The 17461-nt window shown below is 63.1% G+C and carries 18 protein-coding genes and 1 pseudogene; 11 read left to right on the plus strand and 8 right to left on the minus strand.

Annotated features, from left to right (window positions below):
* Nucleotides 1-130 precede the first annotated feature (130 nt).
* From A5483_RS02920 to A5483_RS02950, 7 genes are all read left to right on the plus strand, one after another.
* Nucleotides 131-556 (plus strand): hypothetical protein, encoded by a 426-nt coding sequence (locus A5483_RS02920; RefSeq protein ID WP_082863979.1) that lies wholly within the window; start codon nucleotides 131-133, stop codon nucleotides 554-556.
* Nucleotides 557-3139, plus strand: coding sequence for a DEAD/DEAH box helicase (locus A5483_RS02925; RefSeq protein ID WP_063810987.1), 2583 nt, complete (start codon nucleotides 557-559; stop codon nucleotides 3137-3139).
* A gap of 66 nt (nucleotides 3140-3205) precedes the next feature.
* Nucleotides 3206-3694 carry a TIR domain-containing protein gene (locus A5483_RS02930; protein ID WP_002549409.1) on the plus strand — a complete coding sequence of 163 codons (489 nt, stop codon included), beginning with the start codon at nucleotides 3206-3208 and terminating at the stop codon, nucleotides 3692-3694.
* A complete protein-coding gene (locus A5483_RS02935) occupies nucleotides 3675-4586 on the plus strand; it encodes an HIT family protein (RefSeq protein WP_063810988.1) in 912 nt (303 codons plus the stop codon). The genes A5483_RS02930 and A5483_RS02935 overlap by 20 nt, the downstream gene beginning before the upstream one ends.
* A 224-nt stretch (nucleotides 4587-4810) precedes the next feature.
* Nucleotides 4811-6367 carry a recombinase family protein gene (locus tag A5483_RS02940; protein WP_002549300.1) on the plus strand — a complete coding sequence of 519 codons (1557 nt, stop codon included), beginning with the start codon at nucleotides 4811-4813 and terminating at the stop codon, nucleotides 6365-6367.
* Nucleotides 6368-6504: 137 nt separating this feature from the next.
* Complete coding sequence (locus tag A5483_RS02945) at nucleotides 6505-7059, plus strand: antirestriction protein ArdA (protein WP_063810989.1); 555 nt, start codon at nucleotides 6505-6507, stop codon at nucleotides 7057-7059.
* A gap of 11 nt (nucleotides 7060-7070) precedes the next feature.
* Nucleotides 7071-7277: a hypothetical protein gene (locus A5483_RS02950; RefSeq protein ID WP_235243804.1), complete on the plus strand. Its 207-nt coding sequence runs from the start codon at nucleotides 7071-7073 to the stop codon at nucleotides 7275-7277.
* Between the two features lie 183 nt (nucleotides 7278-7460).
* On the opposite strand, the gene A5483_RS02955 is transcribed toward A5483_RS02950, so the two are convergent.
* The 3 genes and pseudogenes from A5483_RS02955 to A5483_RS12260 all read right to left on the minus strand — a co-directional run bounded on the left by A5483_RS02955 (nucleotide 7461) and on the right by A5483_RS12260 (nucleotide 9314).
* Nucleotides 7461-8270, minus strand: a complete 810-nt coding sequence (locus A5483_RS02955) for a hypothetical protein (RefSeq protein ID WP_241497670.1) — start codon at nucleotides 8268-8270, stop codon at nucleotides 7461-7463.
* 340 nt (nucleotides 8271-8610) lie between these two features.
* Nucleotides 8611-9093 (minus strand): annotated as a pseudogene (locus A5483_RS12680) (relaxase/mobilization nuclease domain-containing protein); the annotation flags it as partial.
* Nucleotides 9090-9314 carry a hypothetical protein gene (locus tag A5483_RS12260; protein ID WP_176607876.1) on the minus strand — a complete coding sequence of 75 codons (225 nt, stop codon included), beginning with the start codon at nucleotides 9312-9314 and terminating at the stop codon, nucleotides 9090-9092. The pseudogene A5483_RS12680 and the gene A5483_RS12260, both read right to left, overlap by 4 nt.
* A gap of 54 nt (nucleotides 9315-9368) precedes the next feature.
* Here A5483_RS12260 and A5483_RS12265 point away from each other — a divergent pair, with 54 nt between their 5' ends.
* Entirely contained in the window at nucleotides 9369-9605 is a 237-nt protein-coding gene (locus tag A5483_RS12265) for a hypothetical protein (protein WP_206598481.1), read from the plus strand.
* Between the two features lie 22 nt (nucleotides 9606-9627).
* On the opposite strand, the gene A5483_RS02970 is transcribed toward A5483_RS12265, so the two are convergent.
* The 5 genes from A5483_RS02970 to A5483_RS02990 form a co-directional block, all read right to left on the minus strand.
* Nucleotides 9628-11520, minus strand: a complete 1893-nt coding sequence (locus A5483_RS02970; RefSeq protein ID WP_063810990.1) for a heavy metal translocating P-type ATPase — start codon at nucleotides 11518-11520, stop codon at nucleotides 9628-9630.
* Nucleotides 11517-11876, minus strand: a complete 360-nt coding sequence (cmtR, locus tag A5483_RS02975; protein WP_002549385.1) for a Cd(II)/Pb(II)-sensing metalloregulatory transcriptional regulator CmtR — start codon at nucleotides 11874-11876, stop codon at nucleotides 11517-11519. The genes A5483_RS02970 and cmtR overlap by 4 nt, the downstream gene beginning before the upstream one ends.
* 82 nt (nucleotides 11877-11958) lie before the next feature.
* Nucleotides 11959-12111 (minus strand): hypothetical protein, encoded by a 153-nt coding sequence (locus tag A5483_RS02980; protein ID WP_200860321.1) that lies wholly within the window; start codon nucleotides 12109-12111, stop codon nucleotides 11959-11961.
* Nucleotides 12112-12240: 129 nt separating this feature from the next.
* A complete protein-coding gene (locus A5483_RS02985) occupies nucleotides 12241-13410 on the minus strand; it encodes an MFS transporter (protein WP_082863987.1) in 1170 nt (389 codons plus the stop codon).
* 116 nt (nucleotides 13411-13526) lie between these two features.
* Entirely contained in the window at nucleotides 13527-13958 is a 432-nt protein-coding gene (locus A5483_RS02990; RefSeq protein ID WP_042842894.1) for a MarR family winged helix-turn-helix transcriptional regulator, read from the minus strand.
* Nucleotides 13959-14079: 121 nt separating this feature from the next.
* On the opposite strand from A5483_RS02990, the gene A5483_RS02995 reads away from it, so the two are divergent.
* The 3 genes from A5483_RS02995 (at nucleotide 14080) to A5483_RS03005 (ending at nucleotide 17282) form a co-directional block, all read left to right on the plus strand.
* On the plus strand, nucleotides 14080-14508 hold the full coding sequence (locus A5483_RS02995; RefSeq protein WP_002549421.1) for an organic hydroperoxide resistance protein: 429 nt from the start codon (nucleotides 14080-14082) through the stop codon (nucleotides 14506-14508).
* A 106-nt stretch (nucleotides 14509-14614) separates the two neighbouring features.
* On the plus strand, nucleotides 14615-15298 hold the full coding sequence (locus tag A5483_RS03000) for a type 1 glutamine amidotransferase domain-containing protein (protein WP_063810993.1): 684 nt from the start codon (nucleotides 14615-14617) through the stop codon (nucleotides 15296-15298).
* 502 nt (nucleotides 15299-15800) lie between these two features.
* The gene (locus A5483_RS03005; RefSeq protein WP_002549416.1) at nucleotides 15801-17282 is read left to right on the plus strand and encodes a basic amino acid/polyamine antiporter; all 1482 of its coding nucleotides are present in this window, start codon (nucleotides 15801-15803) and stop codon (nucleotides 17280-17282) included.
* Nucleotides 17283-17461 lie beyond the last annotated feature (179 nt).

Consider the following 17461-nt stretch of genomic DNA (forward strand, 5'->3'; position numbering starts at 1 on the left):
TGACGAGCAGACAGGACTTCGTGCACGCGGGCTACGTCCTGGCGACGCCGAATGGGAAGCGCTCGGAATCTGCGACTACATCACCAAGCCGCGTCTCACTTCGGCCATTACCGGACAAACCCCACAGGGGTTGGCAATCAATAGCGGCTACAAGTTCAACGACGAATTCCCGATGTCGGAGGGCTTGGATGAGAACGCGGCGTTCTTCACGCTGACCTACGAAGCGCCGTTGTCTGTGCGGCACAACCGGTCGTTCGAGCGAGTCGCGCCGATGCTGTGGCTGCGTGCAGGCTCTCGCGGTCGGATCATCTATGACCTCGGCGAAGACGGTTGGGGCGTGGCTGATTCCTATGGCGTGCTGGAGAACTTGGACCAGTTGGATGAGTTCGTTGCCGCAGTGAGTACACGAGAGAGCATCGAGATCGTGTACGTCGTCACGGACGACGACAGCGCCTTCCAGATGGCGTGCCGAGAACTGCCTGGTGCGATCGTCCCGGTGCGGCTGTATGAGTCCTACCTCCAGAACTTCGAGATCAACACGGGACGGAGCCTGTAGATGCGATACACGCTAAAGGATTACCAGGCCGAGACCGTGCGTGACGTTCTGCGGAACCTGGAACGTGCCCGCGACTCCTACCGCCGGTACACCGCGAAGTCGCAGTTCTCCCTCGCAGCGACGACGGGCGCGGGCAAGACCGTGATGGCTGCCGCCGTGATCGAGGCGCTGTTCTTCGGCAGCGACGAGTTCGACATGGCACCGGACCCTGGCGCGGTGGTGCTGTGGTTCTCCGACGACCCGGCGCTGAACGAGCAGTCGCGTGCTCGCATCCAGGCTGCGGCAAGCAAGTTGGACCACCGCCTCCGGGTGGTGCCGACGACGTTCTCCGAGCCCTCGTTCCGACCCGGCAACGTCTATTTCCTCAACACGCAGAAGTTGAGCAAGAACTCCCGCCTGGTCAAGGGTGCGCCGGAAGTCAACAGCGACGACGCGCTGCCAGGCCTCGAACCTCGTCCCGACGAGGTCCAGTCGTCCATCTACGACACGATCACAAACACTATCGCCAACGAGGACCTGACCCTCTACCTTGTGCTGGACGAGGCGCATCGCGGCATGGGGACGCGCGCACGCGAACGGTCCACCATCGTGCAGCGCCTCATCAACGGCCAGAGCAGCGTGCCTGCTATGCCGGTCGTCTTCGGCATCTCGGCCACGGTTGAGCGCTTCGAGACTGCGATGAAGGAAGCCAAGGGCCGTGACGCGCTCCCATCGGTGCAGGTGGACTCCGCGATGGTTCAGGCTTCGGGGTTGTTGAAGGACGACATCGCCCTGTCGATCCCCGCCGAGGACGGCGCGTTCGAGACCGTGCTCCTGACCAAGGCCGTCGAGAAGATCAGGGCCTCCGAGAGCGCGTGGCAGGACTATGCGCGTGAGCAGGGCGAGGCCGAAGCCGTTCGCCCACTGCTGGTGGTCCAGGTCGGGGACAAGCCCTCGCAGGAGACCCTCACTCGGACGCTGGACACGATCTACGAGGCCTGGCCGGAGCTGCCCTACGACGCCGTGGCGAACGTCTTCGGAGAGCACACGGACTTGACCGTAGGACAACAGGTCGTGCCGTACATCGAGCCGCAGCGCGTCCAGGACGCCACGCATGTGCGGGTGCTGCTGGCCAAGAGTGCAATCTCGACCGGCTGGGACTGTCCACGGGCCGAGGTGCTCGTCTCGTTCCGGCCCGCCAAGGATCGCACCCACATCACACAGCTGCTCGGACGGATGATGCGCACACCGCTCGCCCGGCGCATCCCCGGCAACGAACTGCTCAACTCGGTGGACTGCCTACTGCCGCTCTTCGATCGCAAGACTGCCACAGAAGTCGCGGAACTGCTCATGAAGGGCGCTACGAGCAAGGACGCCGACGAGGGTGAAGATGGCGGCGGTGGACTTGGGCGCCGGGTGCTATTCGACCCGATCGTGCTAAACCCGAACCCGGCGATCGCCCAGGCCGTGTGGGGGCGCTTCGCGGCTATCCCGTCGGTAACGATCCCGAAGAAGAATGTGAAGCCCATCCGTCGGCTCACCGCCCTGGCGACGGCGCTGTCGAAAGATCACCTTCTGGACGAAGCCGTGGAGAAGGCGCACAAGCACCTCCACGCCGTGCTCGACGGGCGCGCCGTGCAGTACAAGGAGAAGGTCGACGAAGCACGCCAGGACGTGCTCACGATGGAGGGCGAAGAAGTCCGCGGCCGAGTCGGAGGCGGATTCTCCTATCGTGCGTTCTCCGTGAGCGCCGACCCTCGCGCAATCGAGGACTACTACCGCACAGCCACGCGGATACTGAGTCCAGCGCTGTGCTCGTCCTACGTCGACCACCTCGTCGGGCCAGACGGGGACGAGGACGACCTCCTCGAAGCGCACATCACCCTCGCCTCACTCGGCCGAGTACACGAGATCGCCCAGGCTGTCGAACACGAGGCCGATGAACTGTCGCGACAGTGGCTTACGGATACCCGCGTCGCGCGCAAGGGACTGAGCGATGAGCGTCAGGCCGCGTACGACGGGCTGGAGTCGATGTCGACGACGCCCGAACCGATCAGCCTTGTCGTCCCGAGGAACGGCCAGGCAGACACCAAGGTGCGTCATCCCGACGGCACCGAAGAAGGCCTGCCCACCCGCGAGATGCACCTGCTAGCCGCTGAGGACGGCACAGTGCCGATCACACTGAACGAGTGGGAGCGGAAGGTCCTCGACTCCGAAGCCGCACAGCCCGGCTTCCAGGGCTGGTACCGCAACCCCGACCGCGCGGCAAAGGAATCCCTCGCCGTGGCCTACAGGGACGAGGTGGGCGACTGGAAGGCGCTGCGTCCGGACTTCATCTTCTTCGGCACCAACCACGACGGCAGCGTCGCCGTGGACCTCGTAGACCCACACGGCCACCACCTCTCCGATGCGCTTCCGAAGTTGCGTGGCCTTGCCGACTTCGCCGAGCGCTTCGCAGACGACTTCCGCCGCATCGAGTCGGTCGCAGAGACCGGCGGCGTGCTCCGGGTCCTGGACATCACGAAGCCGCGTGTCCGTGAGTCGATCCGCGCAGCCAAGAGCGCCAGGGCGCTATACGAATCGGAGCTGGCCAGTGACTACTAAAATGATAGCGATGCGTGCCGCGAGACGAGCAGACGGCGAGAAGACCGCACCCGAAGGAGCAGAGCAATGACGCAGTCCGTGTTCTTCAGTTTTCAGTACGACCCCGACAATTGGCGCGTCCAGCAGGTGATGAACATGGGCGCGGTCTCCGGCGGGTCCGCGTTCTCTCCGCAGGACTGGGAAGCCGTGCGGTACAAGACCGACGCCGCCATCGAAAAGTGGATCCACGAGCAGATGAACTACACCAAGGCTGTGATCGTGCTCGTCGGTGCGACAACTTCGAAGAGCCGATGGGTCAGGCACGAGATCATCAAGGCGTGGAACGACAAGCGTCCATTGCTCGGCGTGCGAATTCACGGTCTGCGCGACAAGGACGGCTACACAGCATCCCGCGGCGCCGACCCGTTCGCGAGTATTTCCATGACAGGCGGCGGAACGATGGCCAACTATGTGGAGCTCATCGACCCGGTCGACGGAGACAGTAAGGCGGTCTACCGCGACATCGAGAACAACCTGGAGGGCTGGGTGAATAACCGTGCCTACAGGCCGTCCTGAGTGCCCGTTCTGTGAGATCGTTCAGCAGGATGATCCCGTCGCCCGTGAGGTCTACCGGGACGACCACGTGGTCGCCTTCTTCCCGACTGAGCCCGCGGTCCTCGGTCATGTCCTGCTCGTGCCGCGACGACACGTTCCCGACATCTGGAGCCTGAAACCTGAGGAAGCGGCACGTCTCTCGCGTACCTCGCTTCGTATCTCGTCGGCGATTCGCGATGCTCTCGTCCCCGACGGCTTGAACGTCATCCAGTCCAACGGAGAAGCCGCCACCCAGTCCGTACCGCACCTGCACATCCACCTGGTCCCGCGCTGGGAGAATGACGCCATGGGGCCGATCTGGCCCGACGAGACCGACTTCTCTGAGGCGGAGAAGGACAAGGCGCTTCAGCGGGTGCGCGGTGCTGTCGGGAACCTGGCTGTCGAGGCGCCTGCTCTCAGTCCCGATGACCGGCGCAAGCACTTGGACTGCATTCAGGCTGTCGTCACTCGACAGTCCGCCGCATCCGCGTCGGTAAAGGGCTGGCTGTTGCCGATCGTGACCGCTACGTTCGGATTCGCCCTGACGCAGGACTCATGGCCGCTCGCAGCGCTCGGGCTTGTCTCGGTCATGTTGTTCGCGTATCTGGATGCGAACTACCTCCGGAGCGAGAAGAGGTTCCGGAAGCTCTACAACACCGTCGCGCGGTCGCGCCGGATGGTCCCGGACTTCACCCTCGACCCCTCAGATGCCGACGAGCCTCCTGAGGACGGGATGTCGGCGGAGACCAAGTGGCGCGCGTTCGTTCGAGATTATCTCCCTGAATGGGGCATCTGGAAATCCTGGTCCATCCTGCCGTTCTACTCGGCGCTCGCGGTCATTGGTGTGGGTGTCGTGATCGTTGTGGCGACCTAATCGTGCGCCTCGTGAATCGTTCAGCTGCCCCGTGGAGCATGACGCGGATCTTGCCAACCCGGCTGACGATGGTGTCTTGAGAAAACTCGGTTTCGGGATACCTCCACCGTGTTCGCGGGAATCTTCGCATCCACCGCTCGGGCAGGTCGGTGTTGTCTTGCAGAGGTAAGAACGCGATGGCTATAGTGCTGGACGGGAGTTACGTCTAGCGGTAGCCTTGACTCGTGAACGGGCGTTCGACCGCACCTCGCAAGGCAGCCATCTACCTCCGCATCTCGCAGGACCGCGAGATGGACGGACTCGCCATCGACCGCCAGCGCGAGGACTGCGAGAACCTCGCCCAGTTCCGGCGCTGGGACGTCATCGAGACCTACGTGGACCAGTCCAAGAGCGCCACTGACCGAACAACGATCCGTCCGGATTACGACCGTATGGTTGCGGACTACCTGCTCGGACGGTTCGACGCGATCATCTGCTACGACCTCGATAGGCTCACCAGGCAGCCCCGACAGCTGGAGGACTGGATCGACGCCGCTGAGCTGCGCGGACTCGCCCTCGTTACGGCGAACGGCGACGCGGACCTCTCCACCGACGGCGGGCGCATGTATGCACGCATCAAAGCCGCCGTGGCGCGTGCCGAGATGGAGCGCAAGAGCGCCCGTCAGTCTGCCGCCCAGCGTCAGCGCGCCATGCAGGGGCGTGCCCCGAAGGGCATGCGCCCACTTGGCTACGCCGTAGACGGCGAAGTGATCCCCCACGAGGCTGAGGCCGTGAGGGCGATCTACGACCTGTTCACTAGGATCGAGCACCCTGAATCGCTGCGCTCGCTCGCGCGGGCGCTCAGCGACTCCGAGAAGATCGATGGTCTTTCGCCCCTTCCCAAGCACACGCACACCGTGAGTGTCGAGCGTGCCGCCGCCCGCGAGCGGCAAGGCCTCGAACCCCGGCCGATCGTCGAGGACGGTCCGTGGTCTCCCTCGACCGTGCTGGGCATCCTGCGGAACCCTCGTTACGCGGCGCTGAGTACGTACACCCCGAAGTTTGCCCAGGCTGACGGGAAGCGGCGCCGGATGTGGAAGGCACAGATCCTCCGAGACGACGCCGGTGAGCCGATCCGAGGGCAGTGGGAGCAGATCGTTGACGACGAGACCTGGTGGAAGGCACAGCAAGTCCTCGACGACACGGAGCGGGTGACGAACACATCCGGCTCGACCAAGCGCAAGCACCTCGGCAGCGGGCTCTACCGGTGCGGATACGTCAATGAGGACACCGGCGAGACGTGTGGGAAGAAGGTTACCGGGGCGCCGCGCGGGTACAAGTGCGCGGGCCACATCGTCCGCTCGGGCGCCGCCATCGACGACTTCGTCACCACGGTCATCGCCAAGCGTCTTGCGCGCAAGGACGCGAGGGTGATGGTCGAGGTCGCGGACGGTGGGCCGCATGCGGCCGGCATCGACTCGGCGATCAGCGACCAGAGAGCGCGCATTCTGCGCGCCGAGGCCGACTACGACGCCGAGATCATTGAGGCACGCGACCTCAAGCGCGTACGGGACGCTGCAGAAGCGCGTATCCAGGAGCTGGAGGCCGAAAGGCTGATGCAAAGCCGTGCGGGCGCGTTGTCGCCGATCCTGGGCGTCGATGACCCTGCCGCAGCATTTCGGGAAGCGTCACTTGACCTCCGGCGTCAGACCGTCGACACCCTCGCCACGATCACGCTTCTCCCGCAGCCGCGCGGGCGCAAGGGGTTCAGGACCGAGTCTGTCGTCGTCGACTGGAGGTAGACCACCTGGTTGGGTAGCCACGCGGAGCGTGGCCGGGAGACCTCTTGAGAGCGGCGACGTGGCGTAAGCGCGTCGATTCACCGAGCACGACTGCCTGTCGCGCCCGCCGCTCTCCTCAACCACGGAGGAGACCCGCCATGACCACACGAACGAACACCGATATCACTCCACGAGCCTGGATCGGCTGCCTCGCCTGCTACAACAACGCTCGCCTCGTCGGCGAGTGGTTCAACGCCGAGACCGCCGACGAAGTCACCCTCGCCGACGTCCACGGCGGGGCTCATCGTGTACGCAGTGGACGCGAAGAGCTGTGGGTCATGGACCACGAGAACATCCCCGCCTCGGGCGAGATGAGCCCGGCGGAAGCCGCCGAGTGGGCGCGCGTCCTCCTCGCGGTCCCCGAGCATCAGCGCGAGGCCCTGTGCGCCTGGACGGCCTCCGGAAGCTACGTCGCCGAAGGTACCGGAGACCTGCCGTCTGTTCCCGACTTCGAAGAGCGCTTCTGCGGAACCTGGGGCAGTTTCCGGGACTACGCCGAGACTCTCGCCGAGGAGATCGGCCTCATCCCGCAGGACGCGCCGGAAGAGCTTGTGCGCTACTTCAACTGGGTTGCCTGGACACGCGACCTCGAACACGACTACACGGTTGTCCGAGCCGACGCGATCTCCGTGTACGTCTTCAGGGACCTGTGAAGGGAACGATCATGAGTGCTGAGTCCAACGCCTACAGCCACGCCGAATCGTTTCGCTGGTGGGTCGGCAACCCCGAGATGGGCGATGAGGAGGGTCACCTCCATGACCTGCTCGCCTTGCACAAGGCAACCGTCGAGCTGATCCGCCAGCAGCGCGACCTTCTCGGGTATTACGACACCGATGCCGAGCTGTTCGGCGATGACCCCGACGTCGACTGAGTTCAGAGTGCCCGTAGCTTCGGCTACGGGCACTCGCTTTTCTTCCGACTACCAGCCGCGGTAGCTCTCGTAGAGCTTCTTTCCGAGTCACCAGAGCAGCCAGGCGAACAGAGCGCATCCGCCGAGGGCGGCGAGGGCAATGAGTGCCTTCGCCCACCAGGCACTCGCGGCGGCGACGGAGTCTCAGGCCCATCCGAGCAGCGGTCCGAGGCCGAGCATCTGCGTGATCCCGCCGACCATCCCCGTGAGCATGATGAACGCGACGGTGAACGGGACCAGGGCAAGGCACATACGACCGACCGTCGCCCAGGTGACCCTCGCCGAAAGTCGCTCGACTCGCCGCTCGGCCCGCCCGACGGCGCTGACCACTTCGTGGGCGCGGCCGGTAAGCTCGGCGAGCTTCTCGGGGCCGAGCCTGACCAACCGCTCTTCGAGCCCCTCGACGGTCTTCTCGACCCTCTGGACGGGAACCTCGACAGCCTCTGCAAGTCGGTCATCGAGTACCTTCACAGCGTGCTCGGTGAGCTTGCCCGTGTCGATACGGACGTGGCCGCGCTTACGGACGGCCTCGGCGAGGTCAGCCGAGGCTGAAGTCGTCGTCTTCAGCTCCTCGCTGATCTTCTGTGTCATCGTGTATGCGGCCAGGTCCGCCCTGGTGACCGAGGACCCGTCGGGCAGCTTCACGACCTCGCTGCTGCTCAGCTGGTGCGCGACGGCGCTCAGCGTCTTCTCGATCTCGTTCAGCCGCTTCTTCGTCTCGGCGTCGAGCGACAGCGTGGAGGGAAGCTCGTGCTGCCGCGAGGTCGACAGGCGATCCAGCCGCGTCATCTGCTCCTCGTCCATCACCTTCACGTACTCGGTCAGGTCGGCGACGGTGTTCGTCAGCTTCGCGATCTGCTGCATGTTGGCGTCGTGCTGTGAGATCAAGTTCTCCAGGAGCTCCGTAGTCTTCTGCTGCTCGTCGGCCTGCTTGATCCTGTCCAGCGCTCCCATGAGCCTGTCCCTTCTGTGCGTGATAGTCGAAGATCTCTTGAGTACCTTCGGCCGTGAATTCGGGTGTCAGCGCCGAGGCCTTCTTCCGTCCGAGCTTCCCGTTGTCATCCCGGCGCATCTTGTAACTCCAACCGTCGCGGTTCGTCACCGCGAGCGTGACCCCGCGCTCGGCGAGGACGTGCTCGAACGCCTCGCGATTCGTTGAGCGCGAGTCGGTCAGTGCGTCATAGACCTTGTCCCCGAGGGCCTGCTCGAATCCGCCCGGCGCGGATTCCTCGCGCCGCAGCTCCCAGTCGGGCTTTGGTTCCGCGGGATCGGGGAGCACCCGCAGGCCCTCGTCTGCCATCAGCTCGTCGTTCAACTGGCGCAGTCCGTGCTTCCACGATGTGTACCGCTGGAGGCTCTTACCGGTGAGGTTGTCGTGGTTGATGACCAGGATGTGTGCATGCCCGTGACCTCCGGCGGAATCAGAGTGCATCGCGACCATGTAGTCAGCGCTGTGCATGCGTTCCGCGAGTTCGACGGCCACGTCCCGGATGCGTTCAAGGTCGGCCTGCGAGGTCACGTCGAACTCGTCAGGGTGGAACGCCAGAACGTAGCTCTGAAGTTGGTTCGTTCGGCCATGAGCAGCGGCGTGCGCCTCAGCACACGCGATGAACTCCGCCGGAGTCGACCCGCCGTCGACCATGGACATCGCATACGCGGCCGCACGTGTCGATCCGACCCTGAGGAGCTCCCTGCGCACCTCAGGGTCACGCCCGTAGAGGATGTACCCCACGGCTCCTGCAGCATTGGTCGAGGGGCGGACGTTCACGGTGCTCATGTCCGCGTCCGGTCGCCGAGCGAGGCACGCACCTCGTCCACCGCAACCATCACCTCGTGAAGGAGGCTGTCATCGACGGCAGCACCCTTGCGGAGCGCCTGGTTCAGGTTCACACCAACTCGACGCAGCTGCTCTACTGCAGGAACAAGAGACGTAGGCGCCGCCGGATTCTCGGTGGCGATTCCGGCCCGAACCTCGGGGACATTGTCGCGCTTCCTCATCTCCGTGAGCTCCGCGATTCCGGCCCGCTCAGCGCTACCCCCGTCTTCGATAGTTTGAGCGAGCTCGACCACGACCATCTGATCTGGTGCACTGGTTTCCGTCCGGTCCTCGGCCCATTCCGCCACCTCATGCGTGGCCGCGAACCCGCGGTGAAGAATCTGCATCTCGTCGGCTACGGCAACTGGACCGGCGACGGCTCGGCAACCCTGATGGGTGTCGGGCCCTTTGCCAAACGCACTGCCCGGGTAGTCGCGGGCCGTGTCGATGAAGCACGGCAGCACGAGTTTTGAAATGGCGCCAACGTAACTCGACTCAGCGCTTCGCTTGCGCAGCCCGCAGGCCGTTCAAAATCACGATGACTTCGACGACCTCGTGAACCAACACGACGGCGGCCAGGCCCAGCACGCCGCTGATCGCCAGCGGCATCAACACGATGATGATGGCCAGAGACAGCACGATGTTTTGGTTGATGATCCTGCTGCCTCGGCGGGCGTGCTGCAGCGCCTGCGGGATCAGCCGGAGGTCGTGGCCGGTGAAGGCGACGTCAGCGGACTCGATCGCGGCGTCAGAACCGGTCGCTCCCATCGCGATGCCCACCGTCGCGCCCGCCAATGCCGGAGCGTCGTTGATGCCGTCGCCGATCATCGCCGTCGGCGTCTTGGAGGAGAGTTCGGCGACGATGCTTGCCTTGTCCTCTGGGCGCAGCTCGGCGCGCACGTCGTCGATTCCGGCGATTGCAGCCAGCGCCCGGGCGGTGCGAGTATTGTCGCCGGTGAGCATGCTCACTTCCACGCCGTTGGCGTGCAGGGTCTGCACGGCTTCGGGTACCTCGGGCCGCAGCTCGTCGCGGACCCCGATCGCCCCGGCTAGGGCGCCATCGACGGTGACCAAGACGCAGGTCTGGCCCTCGGACTCCATGCGCTCAACGTCTGCCTTCAGTGGCCCGGCATCGATCCACCGGGGGCTGCCCACCAGCACCCGTCGGCCTTCGACGGTGCCGCCGATGCCGTGTCCGGCTTCCTCGCTGATGTCTAGGGCGGCGGGTGCTTCGGGCCCCGCGGCCGCGATCGCCGCGGCGAGAGGGTGCGTCGACTGCTGCTCAACTGCTGCCGCGAAGGCAAGCACCTGCGCCCGATCGAATCCGTCTGCCGGGACCACGCCGGTAACCTCGGGCTGGTTGCCAGTGAGGGTTCCGGTCTTGTCCACCGCCAGGTGACGGATGCCGCCGAGCCGCTCGAACGCCGCGCCGGACTTGATGACCACGCCAAACTGGCTGGCCGCGCCGATCGCGGCCACGACCGTCAGCGGCACGGAGATTGCTAGCGCGCACGGCGACGCTGCGACCAGAACCACCAACGCACGCGTGATCCACGTCTCGGGGTCGCCCAGCAGCGAGCCGATCACGCCGACCAGCACTGCCAGGATCATCACTCCGGGCACTAGGGGTTGGGCAATCCGGTCGGCGATCCGGGCGCGGTCGCCCTTTTCCGCCTGCGCCTGCTCGACCAGGTCCACGAGTGTGGTCAGTGAGTTGTCCGTTCCAGCTGCGGTCGTTTCGACCTCCAGCGCACCGGCGGAGTTGATCGCTCCCGCGGGGACCTCGTCGCCGGGCGCGACCTCCTCCGGAATGGATTCTCCGGTGATCGCTGAGGTGTCAAGGCTGGAGCGCCCAGACCGAATGATGCCGTCCGTGGCGATCCGCTCCCCGGGGCGCACGAGCATCAGCTCACCAGCCACGAGGTCCTTCGCTGCGACCTCGACCGCCGTGCCGTCGCGTAGCACCGTCGCGGTCTGCGGTACCAACTTCAACAGTGCCCGCAGTCCGCCCTGGGCCCGGTCCATCGCCTTGTCTTCCAGTGCCTCGACGATCGAGTATAGGAACGCTAGCGCCGCGGCCTCTCCGACGAAGCCGAGGATCACCGCGCCAACCGCGCTGATCGTCATCAGCAGGCCAATGCCGAGCTTGCGCTTCGTGACAAGGTTCCGGATCGCTCCAGGCGCGAACGTGTATGCGCCCAACAGCAGGCCGACCCAGAACAGTACTGTCGCGGGTGTCTCCAGCCCGGACCAGTCCAACGCCAGACCTATGCAGAGGGCTACGCCGGAGAAGATCGGCAGTAGCAACTCGGGGTCCTTCCACCATGGCCGATCGAGCTCTTCGATCTCCGTGGCGGGTTCGTGTTCGCACCCACACGCCGAGCTCATGCGTCCGCTCCCTTCTCGCCGCAGCCGGGCACCGAACACTCAGGGTCGATGCAGGGGGCGTTTTCGTCGACAGCCAACTTCGCGTTCACCAGCGCGTCGAGCGCTGCCGCGAGGTGCGGATCGGCGATTTCGTAGCGGGTCTTGCGGCCTTCTGGCTCGGCGACGACGATGCCGCAGTCGCGCAGGCAGGTCAGGTGGTTCGAGACGTTCGAGCGGGTCAGATTCAAGCTGTCCGAGAGCACGGCCGGGTAGCTCGGGCCGTCGAGTAGGGTCATCAGGATTCTGGAACGCGTCGGATCCGCCATGGCCCGGCCGAGCCGGTTCATGACGTCGAGGCGTGAAGAAATGGTCAGCATGTGCTGAACTATACATCATTCACTGAACTGTTCAACACGCACTGAACTGACATTGGAGCGAAGAGCTTGCGACCTGCGGGAATTAGTCGATGAGATAGCCGGTAACTGGGCCTTCGCGGTTCGGCAGCCAACCCAACGCGGGGGCGACGTGTGTGGCGAAGCTGTCCAAGATCTTCACGTTGACGTCCACGCCCATCCCGGTGGGGATGGTGTTAACGAGAAAGTAACTGTGCAACGAGATACCGTGGAATTCCGATTTAACGTGTAGCTCTGGCTTGGTACCTGCTTGACTTAACCGCATCTTGGGACAGCAGTCTTCGCTAACAAATGCTCCGGCGAGGAAGTGATCTACGTTGGTCGCGTGTTACTGCGTCCTGGCGTGACCGCGTCGGGCGACCTGCTCGGACATCACCAGGCCGAAGATGACGAGGACGACCAGATATAGCGGCAATACCCATAAACCGGAGCTGGCCGAGATCGCCCCGAACAGTGGGGGAGCAAGCGTCGTCCCGACGTATGCCGCGGCCATCTGAATGCCGATGATCGCCTGTGAGTTGTGCGCGCCGAAAGTGGTTGGGGTGGAGTGGATGATCGCAGGGTAGATTGGTGCGGACCCGAGCCCTGCAATTACCAGACCTGCCAGGGTGAGCCATGAGGGCATACCGGGTAGCCCGACGAGGACGACGCTAACCCCCACTGTGATGAACCCGCCACGCACGAGCATCCGGTCGCCGATGCGTTCGGCCACGAGTCCGGTCAAGAATCGGCCTGCGGTGATTCCCAGGACAAAGAGCGATGCGAAAGCTGCGGCGGTCGCGCCATCCGTCCCTCGCACTGAGACTAAGTACGATGCCGCCCACAGCATCGAGGTGCTCTCCACAGCACAGTAGGAGAAGAAGGCCCCCAGTACCGCAGGCACTCCTGGGATCGCCAAAACTGCGCGTATCGGCGCGTGGTCGGACGGCAGTGTGGAGTGACTGTCATTGGTCCTTCGCTTCCTGCCCCACAACGGAAGACTGACGATGAGGATCGCTGTCAGTATCGCCTGCAAAGTTCCGACCGTGCGATAAGCCGACGGCCACCCGTGTCCGCTACTTAGCGCCCGACTCATGATAAACGGGCTGATCGATGCTCCGAGTCCCCAAAAGCCGTGCAACCAGTTCATGTGCCGAGCGGTGTAATGCACGGCTGCATAGTTGTTGAGTGCAGCGTCGACTGCCCCAGCTCTCAGTCCATACGGCATCGCCCACAGACACAGCATCCAAAACTGAGTTGAGAATGAAAAACCGAACAGTGCTGCGGCTGTGAGTGCGACGCTTGTCGCAGTCACTCGTCCTGGGCCGAAGCGCTGTGTGAGTCGGTCGGACATCAGGCTCGAGATGATGGTTCCGGTGGCGATAATGAAGGTAATGAACCCGGCAAACGATACCGATACGCCGAGACTGTCATGCATGGCCGGCCACCCTGCGCCGACCAGGGAGTCGGGTAGACCCAGGCTGATGAACGCCAAATAGATGATCGCCAGTAGGAGCAGATGCATGGTGGAGGGGAACCTTTCGTCAGACCGCGATGAGGTTTGGGCACCGAGAGCGGTTCGTGGATCCTATGCTGGCAGCGTCGTCAAATGATCTCGCATGGTCCATTGAGTCGTTACTCAAGCTGAGCGGCTAGGTCGTCAAGAAATGCCTTTACCTGGGCCAGCTCCTGCGGTGGGGCAGGATACAGCGCTAGCATCCGCGTGGGTATAGCCGCGGCCTGGTGACGCAATGCGCGTCCGTCCTCCGTAAGACCGATGATGCGTCGCCGCTCGTCGTCGTTGCTCCAGGCTCGGGTAATGAAACCGGCTTCTTCCAGGCGGCGCAGTAGGGGCGTCAGGGTGCCGCTGTCGAGGTGCAATCGCGCCCCGATGTCGGTGACGCCTACGGGGCCTTCAGCGTGCCACAGCACCAGCATGGCCAGATATTGGGGGTAGGTAAGGCCGATGCCCTCGAGTAGCGGTCGGTAGGCGCGCGTCACCGCCCTGCTCGCCCGGTAGAGGGAGAAACAGAATTGATGATCGAGGTCGAGCGTTTGATCGTGCACAACGGGGAGGATATTAGTTGCACGGCAAGATTGGGCACAACCTAGTTGCGCGCTAGGGTTCTTTATGAAGCTGCACGACAGAAGTGGCAGCGCGCATTCGTCTAGTGAGCAAGGAGAAACCATGATCGAGATCAAGCCGGTCTACACCACTGAGGCCATTGCCACCGGTGCGGGCCGCAATGGTCACGTCCAGAGCGCCGACGGCCTCGTGTCTGAGGATCTGGCTATTCCCGTCGCGATGGGTGGTAGCGGTAAGGGTACGAACCCGGAGCAGCTGTTTGCGGCTGGTTATGCCGCATGCTTCCACTCCGCCCTGCAAATGGTGGCTCGCCAAGCGAAGAAGAGCCTCGGCGACTCCTCGGTGGGAGCGCGGGTCTCGATCGGTCAGGCCGGGGAGGGGTTCGGCCTCGCCGTCGTGCTGGAGGTCGTTATCCCGGCTCTGCCGCACGATGAGGCTCAGGAGCTCGCTGACAAGGCCCACCAGGTGTGCCCCTACTCGAATGCCACCCGAGGCAACATCCGCGTTGACGTGACTGTCGTCGACGACTGACATCAGGTGCTCCCGGGCCGGTCCCCGGGAGCATCGGCTGCTCCGCCAGCATGCGCAACTATTGCGAAAAGCACCACCGCACGAAACTCAGAAAGGAACACCCGTCATGTCTCGAATCCTCATGGTTCTCACCTCCCACGACCAGCTGGGCAGTACCGGCCGCAAGACGGGTTTCTGGCTGGAGGAGTTCGCCGCCCCCTACTACGTGTTCCGTGACGCTGGACACGACATCACCCTGGCCTCGCCGAAGGGTGGGCAGCCACCGATCGACCCGACGAGTTCGCTGCCGCAAATGCAGACCGATGCCACCCGCCGTTTCGATGCCGACGAGCAGGCCAAATGCGCTTTGGCGAACACCGCCCCGTTGTCGGAGGTCGATGTCACCAAGTTTGACGCCGTCTTCTACCCGGGCGGTCACGGTCCGCTGTGGGACTTGGTGGACGATCCGGCGTCGCAGCAGATCATTCTGAACAGTGACGCTGCGGGGCGACCGCTGGGTCTGGTGTGTCACGCCCCCGGCGTGTTGTACGCCGTCAAGAAGCAGGACGGAACGCCGCTTGTCGCCGGTCGTTCGGTGACCGGTTTCACTGACGGTGAGGAGGAGTCCGCCGACCTGACCGACGTCGTTCCCTTTCTCGTGGAGGACTCCCTTAAGGCAGTGGGCGCCCGGTATAGCAAGGGCCCTGACGGTGATAGCTACGTCGTGACGGACAAGACGCTGGTCACTGGCCAAAACCCGGCTTCATCCGCTGCTGCAGCCCAGCGGCTGCTTGATCTATTGGACCACTGACTCCGGTTCCGCGAGCAGAGACGCCTCCGCGGGACAGTGGCCTGCTCGATTCGGTTGTTTCACCGGCGTGCCCGGCGTTGTCAGCGCTGGGCACGTGCTTGGGGTGTTGGGATTGACCTCCATGGCCACGTGGGGCTGATCTCGATGAAGAGCGTCTCGTTGAGGGGTCGTAGTGATCTGGTAGAGGTGGCTACGGCGCGGCTTTGTGATCGCTTGCGGGCCGCTGAAGAGACTACGGAATGAATATAGATCGGCCACGGCGTTATTAGATTCGCATGGATCAGAGCCGGAACCGTGGTGCGACGGAGACCGGCTCGCAGTCTTCGGGCGGAAGTGTTTCCACAGAACACAATAAATTTTCAATATTGATTAAATATGGCGTCAGATGGCGGTTGGAGCCGGTTGACGTTCGTTGCAGATCGTCCCTATTCTCGCCCTCAGGCCAGAAACTTCGCCATCTGGCCATCGCAACAATGGTGTGGCGAAGGGTGTAGAGGTGAGTATGGCTGAGCAAGTCGCTGAACCGATGTCTACAGAAGTTTCGATAGATAAAGATGTCAATGTTGGGAAGCTATCACTTCCTGCAATGCTTTCCCTTGTCGTCGGCTCTATGATTGGTGGAGGTATCTTTTCACTTCCACAGAATATTGCTTCCGCTGCAAGTCCTGGCCCCATGGTGATCGGTTGGACGATCACCGGAATCGGTATGATCTGCTTGGCAATGGTCTACCAGAAACTGGCTGTTCGTCGTCCTGATCTGGATAACGGTATCTATGCCTATGCCAAGGCTGGTTTTGGTGATTTTGTTGGGTTCAATTCGGCGTGGGGCTACTGGCTCTCTGCTCTCATTGGCAACGTCGGATACCTGGTGCTGCTTTTCTCAACCGTCGGCAAGTTCGTTCCTGCGTTCGCGGGTGGTAACACCGTTTGGGCGGTGCTTGCGGCGTCGGTTCTGCTGTGGTTGACCCATGCGCTTGTCCTGGCTGGGATTCGCACCGCTGCTTTTGTTAACACGATCGCCACGATTGCCAAAATTGTGCCGCTGGTGACATTTATTGCCATCTGTGCCGTGGCATTCGACGTCGGTGTGTTCACTGAGGACTTCTGGGGAGCCCACGCGGGCTTGGGCAGTGTCTTCGCCCAGACCAAGAGCATGATGCTCGTCACCGTGTGGGTGTTCATCGGGATCGAGGGTGCATCGATCTACTCGAAGCGTGCTCGCAAGCGTTCGGATGTGGGTAAGGCGACGATCGGTGGTTTCCTCTTCGTCCTGGTTCTCCTCATTGGAGTCAACCTCCTGAGCATGGGAATCATGCATAGGGCCAAGTTGGCTGGTCTGCCTGACGCGTCCATGGGCGACGTTCTGTCGTCGGTCGTCGGTCCGTGGGGCTCGGTGCTTGTCAGCGCCGGTGTCATCGTCTCCCTGCTTGGGGCTCTCCTGGCTTGGATTCTGCTATGCGGTGAGACGATGCAGGTGCCGGGCGAGGACGGCACCATGCCGAAGTTGTTCGGGCGAATCAATAAGCATGAGGCTCCCGCTCCCGCGCTGTGGATCACCAACATCGTCTCCCAGATCTGTCTCGTGATGACGGTGCTGTGGGACGGTGCCTACTTGGCGATGGCGACCTTGGCCGCTGCTCTCATCCTGGTGCCGTATCTGTTGTCGGCCGCATTCGCTCTGAAGATGGTGATCAAGGGGGAAACCTATGAGGATGGTCCGCGGTCGCAGCGAGTGCGTGACGCCGTGGTTGCAACCGTCGCAACGTTGTACGGTATCTGGCTCGTCGTTGCTGCAGGGGCGGATGCCCTCATGCTTGCCGCCCTGCTTTACCTGCCTGGTGCTGCAGTGTTCGTTTGGGCTAAGCGGGAGCAGAAGGCCAAACGAATTTTCAAACCCTACGAGATCGGCATCCTTGTTGTGCTGGCGTTGATCTCTGTGGCGGCCATTATCTTCATAGTTACTGGGAGGTTGTCATTGACGTGACCCCTTTCTCCGCTCTGGGTTTGAAACCGTATCCTCGGTCATAAATAAATACATAATCAATGATAACTAAGGGACAATCCTGCGGTGCTGCGGTGATTGCCATGGCAAGGGGGCTGATTGCCTCCAGGATGAAAGGTTGAGAAATGACTACTCCCATCGGCGCATGGTCGGAAGTTGGA

Origin of the sequence: Cutibacterium namnetense (genome assembly GCF_001642025.1) — a bacterium.
Lineage (GTDB): Bacteria > Actinomycetota > Actinomycetes > Propionibacteriales > Propionibacteriaceae > Cutibacterium > Cutibacterium namnetense.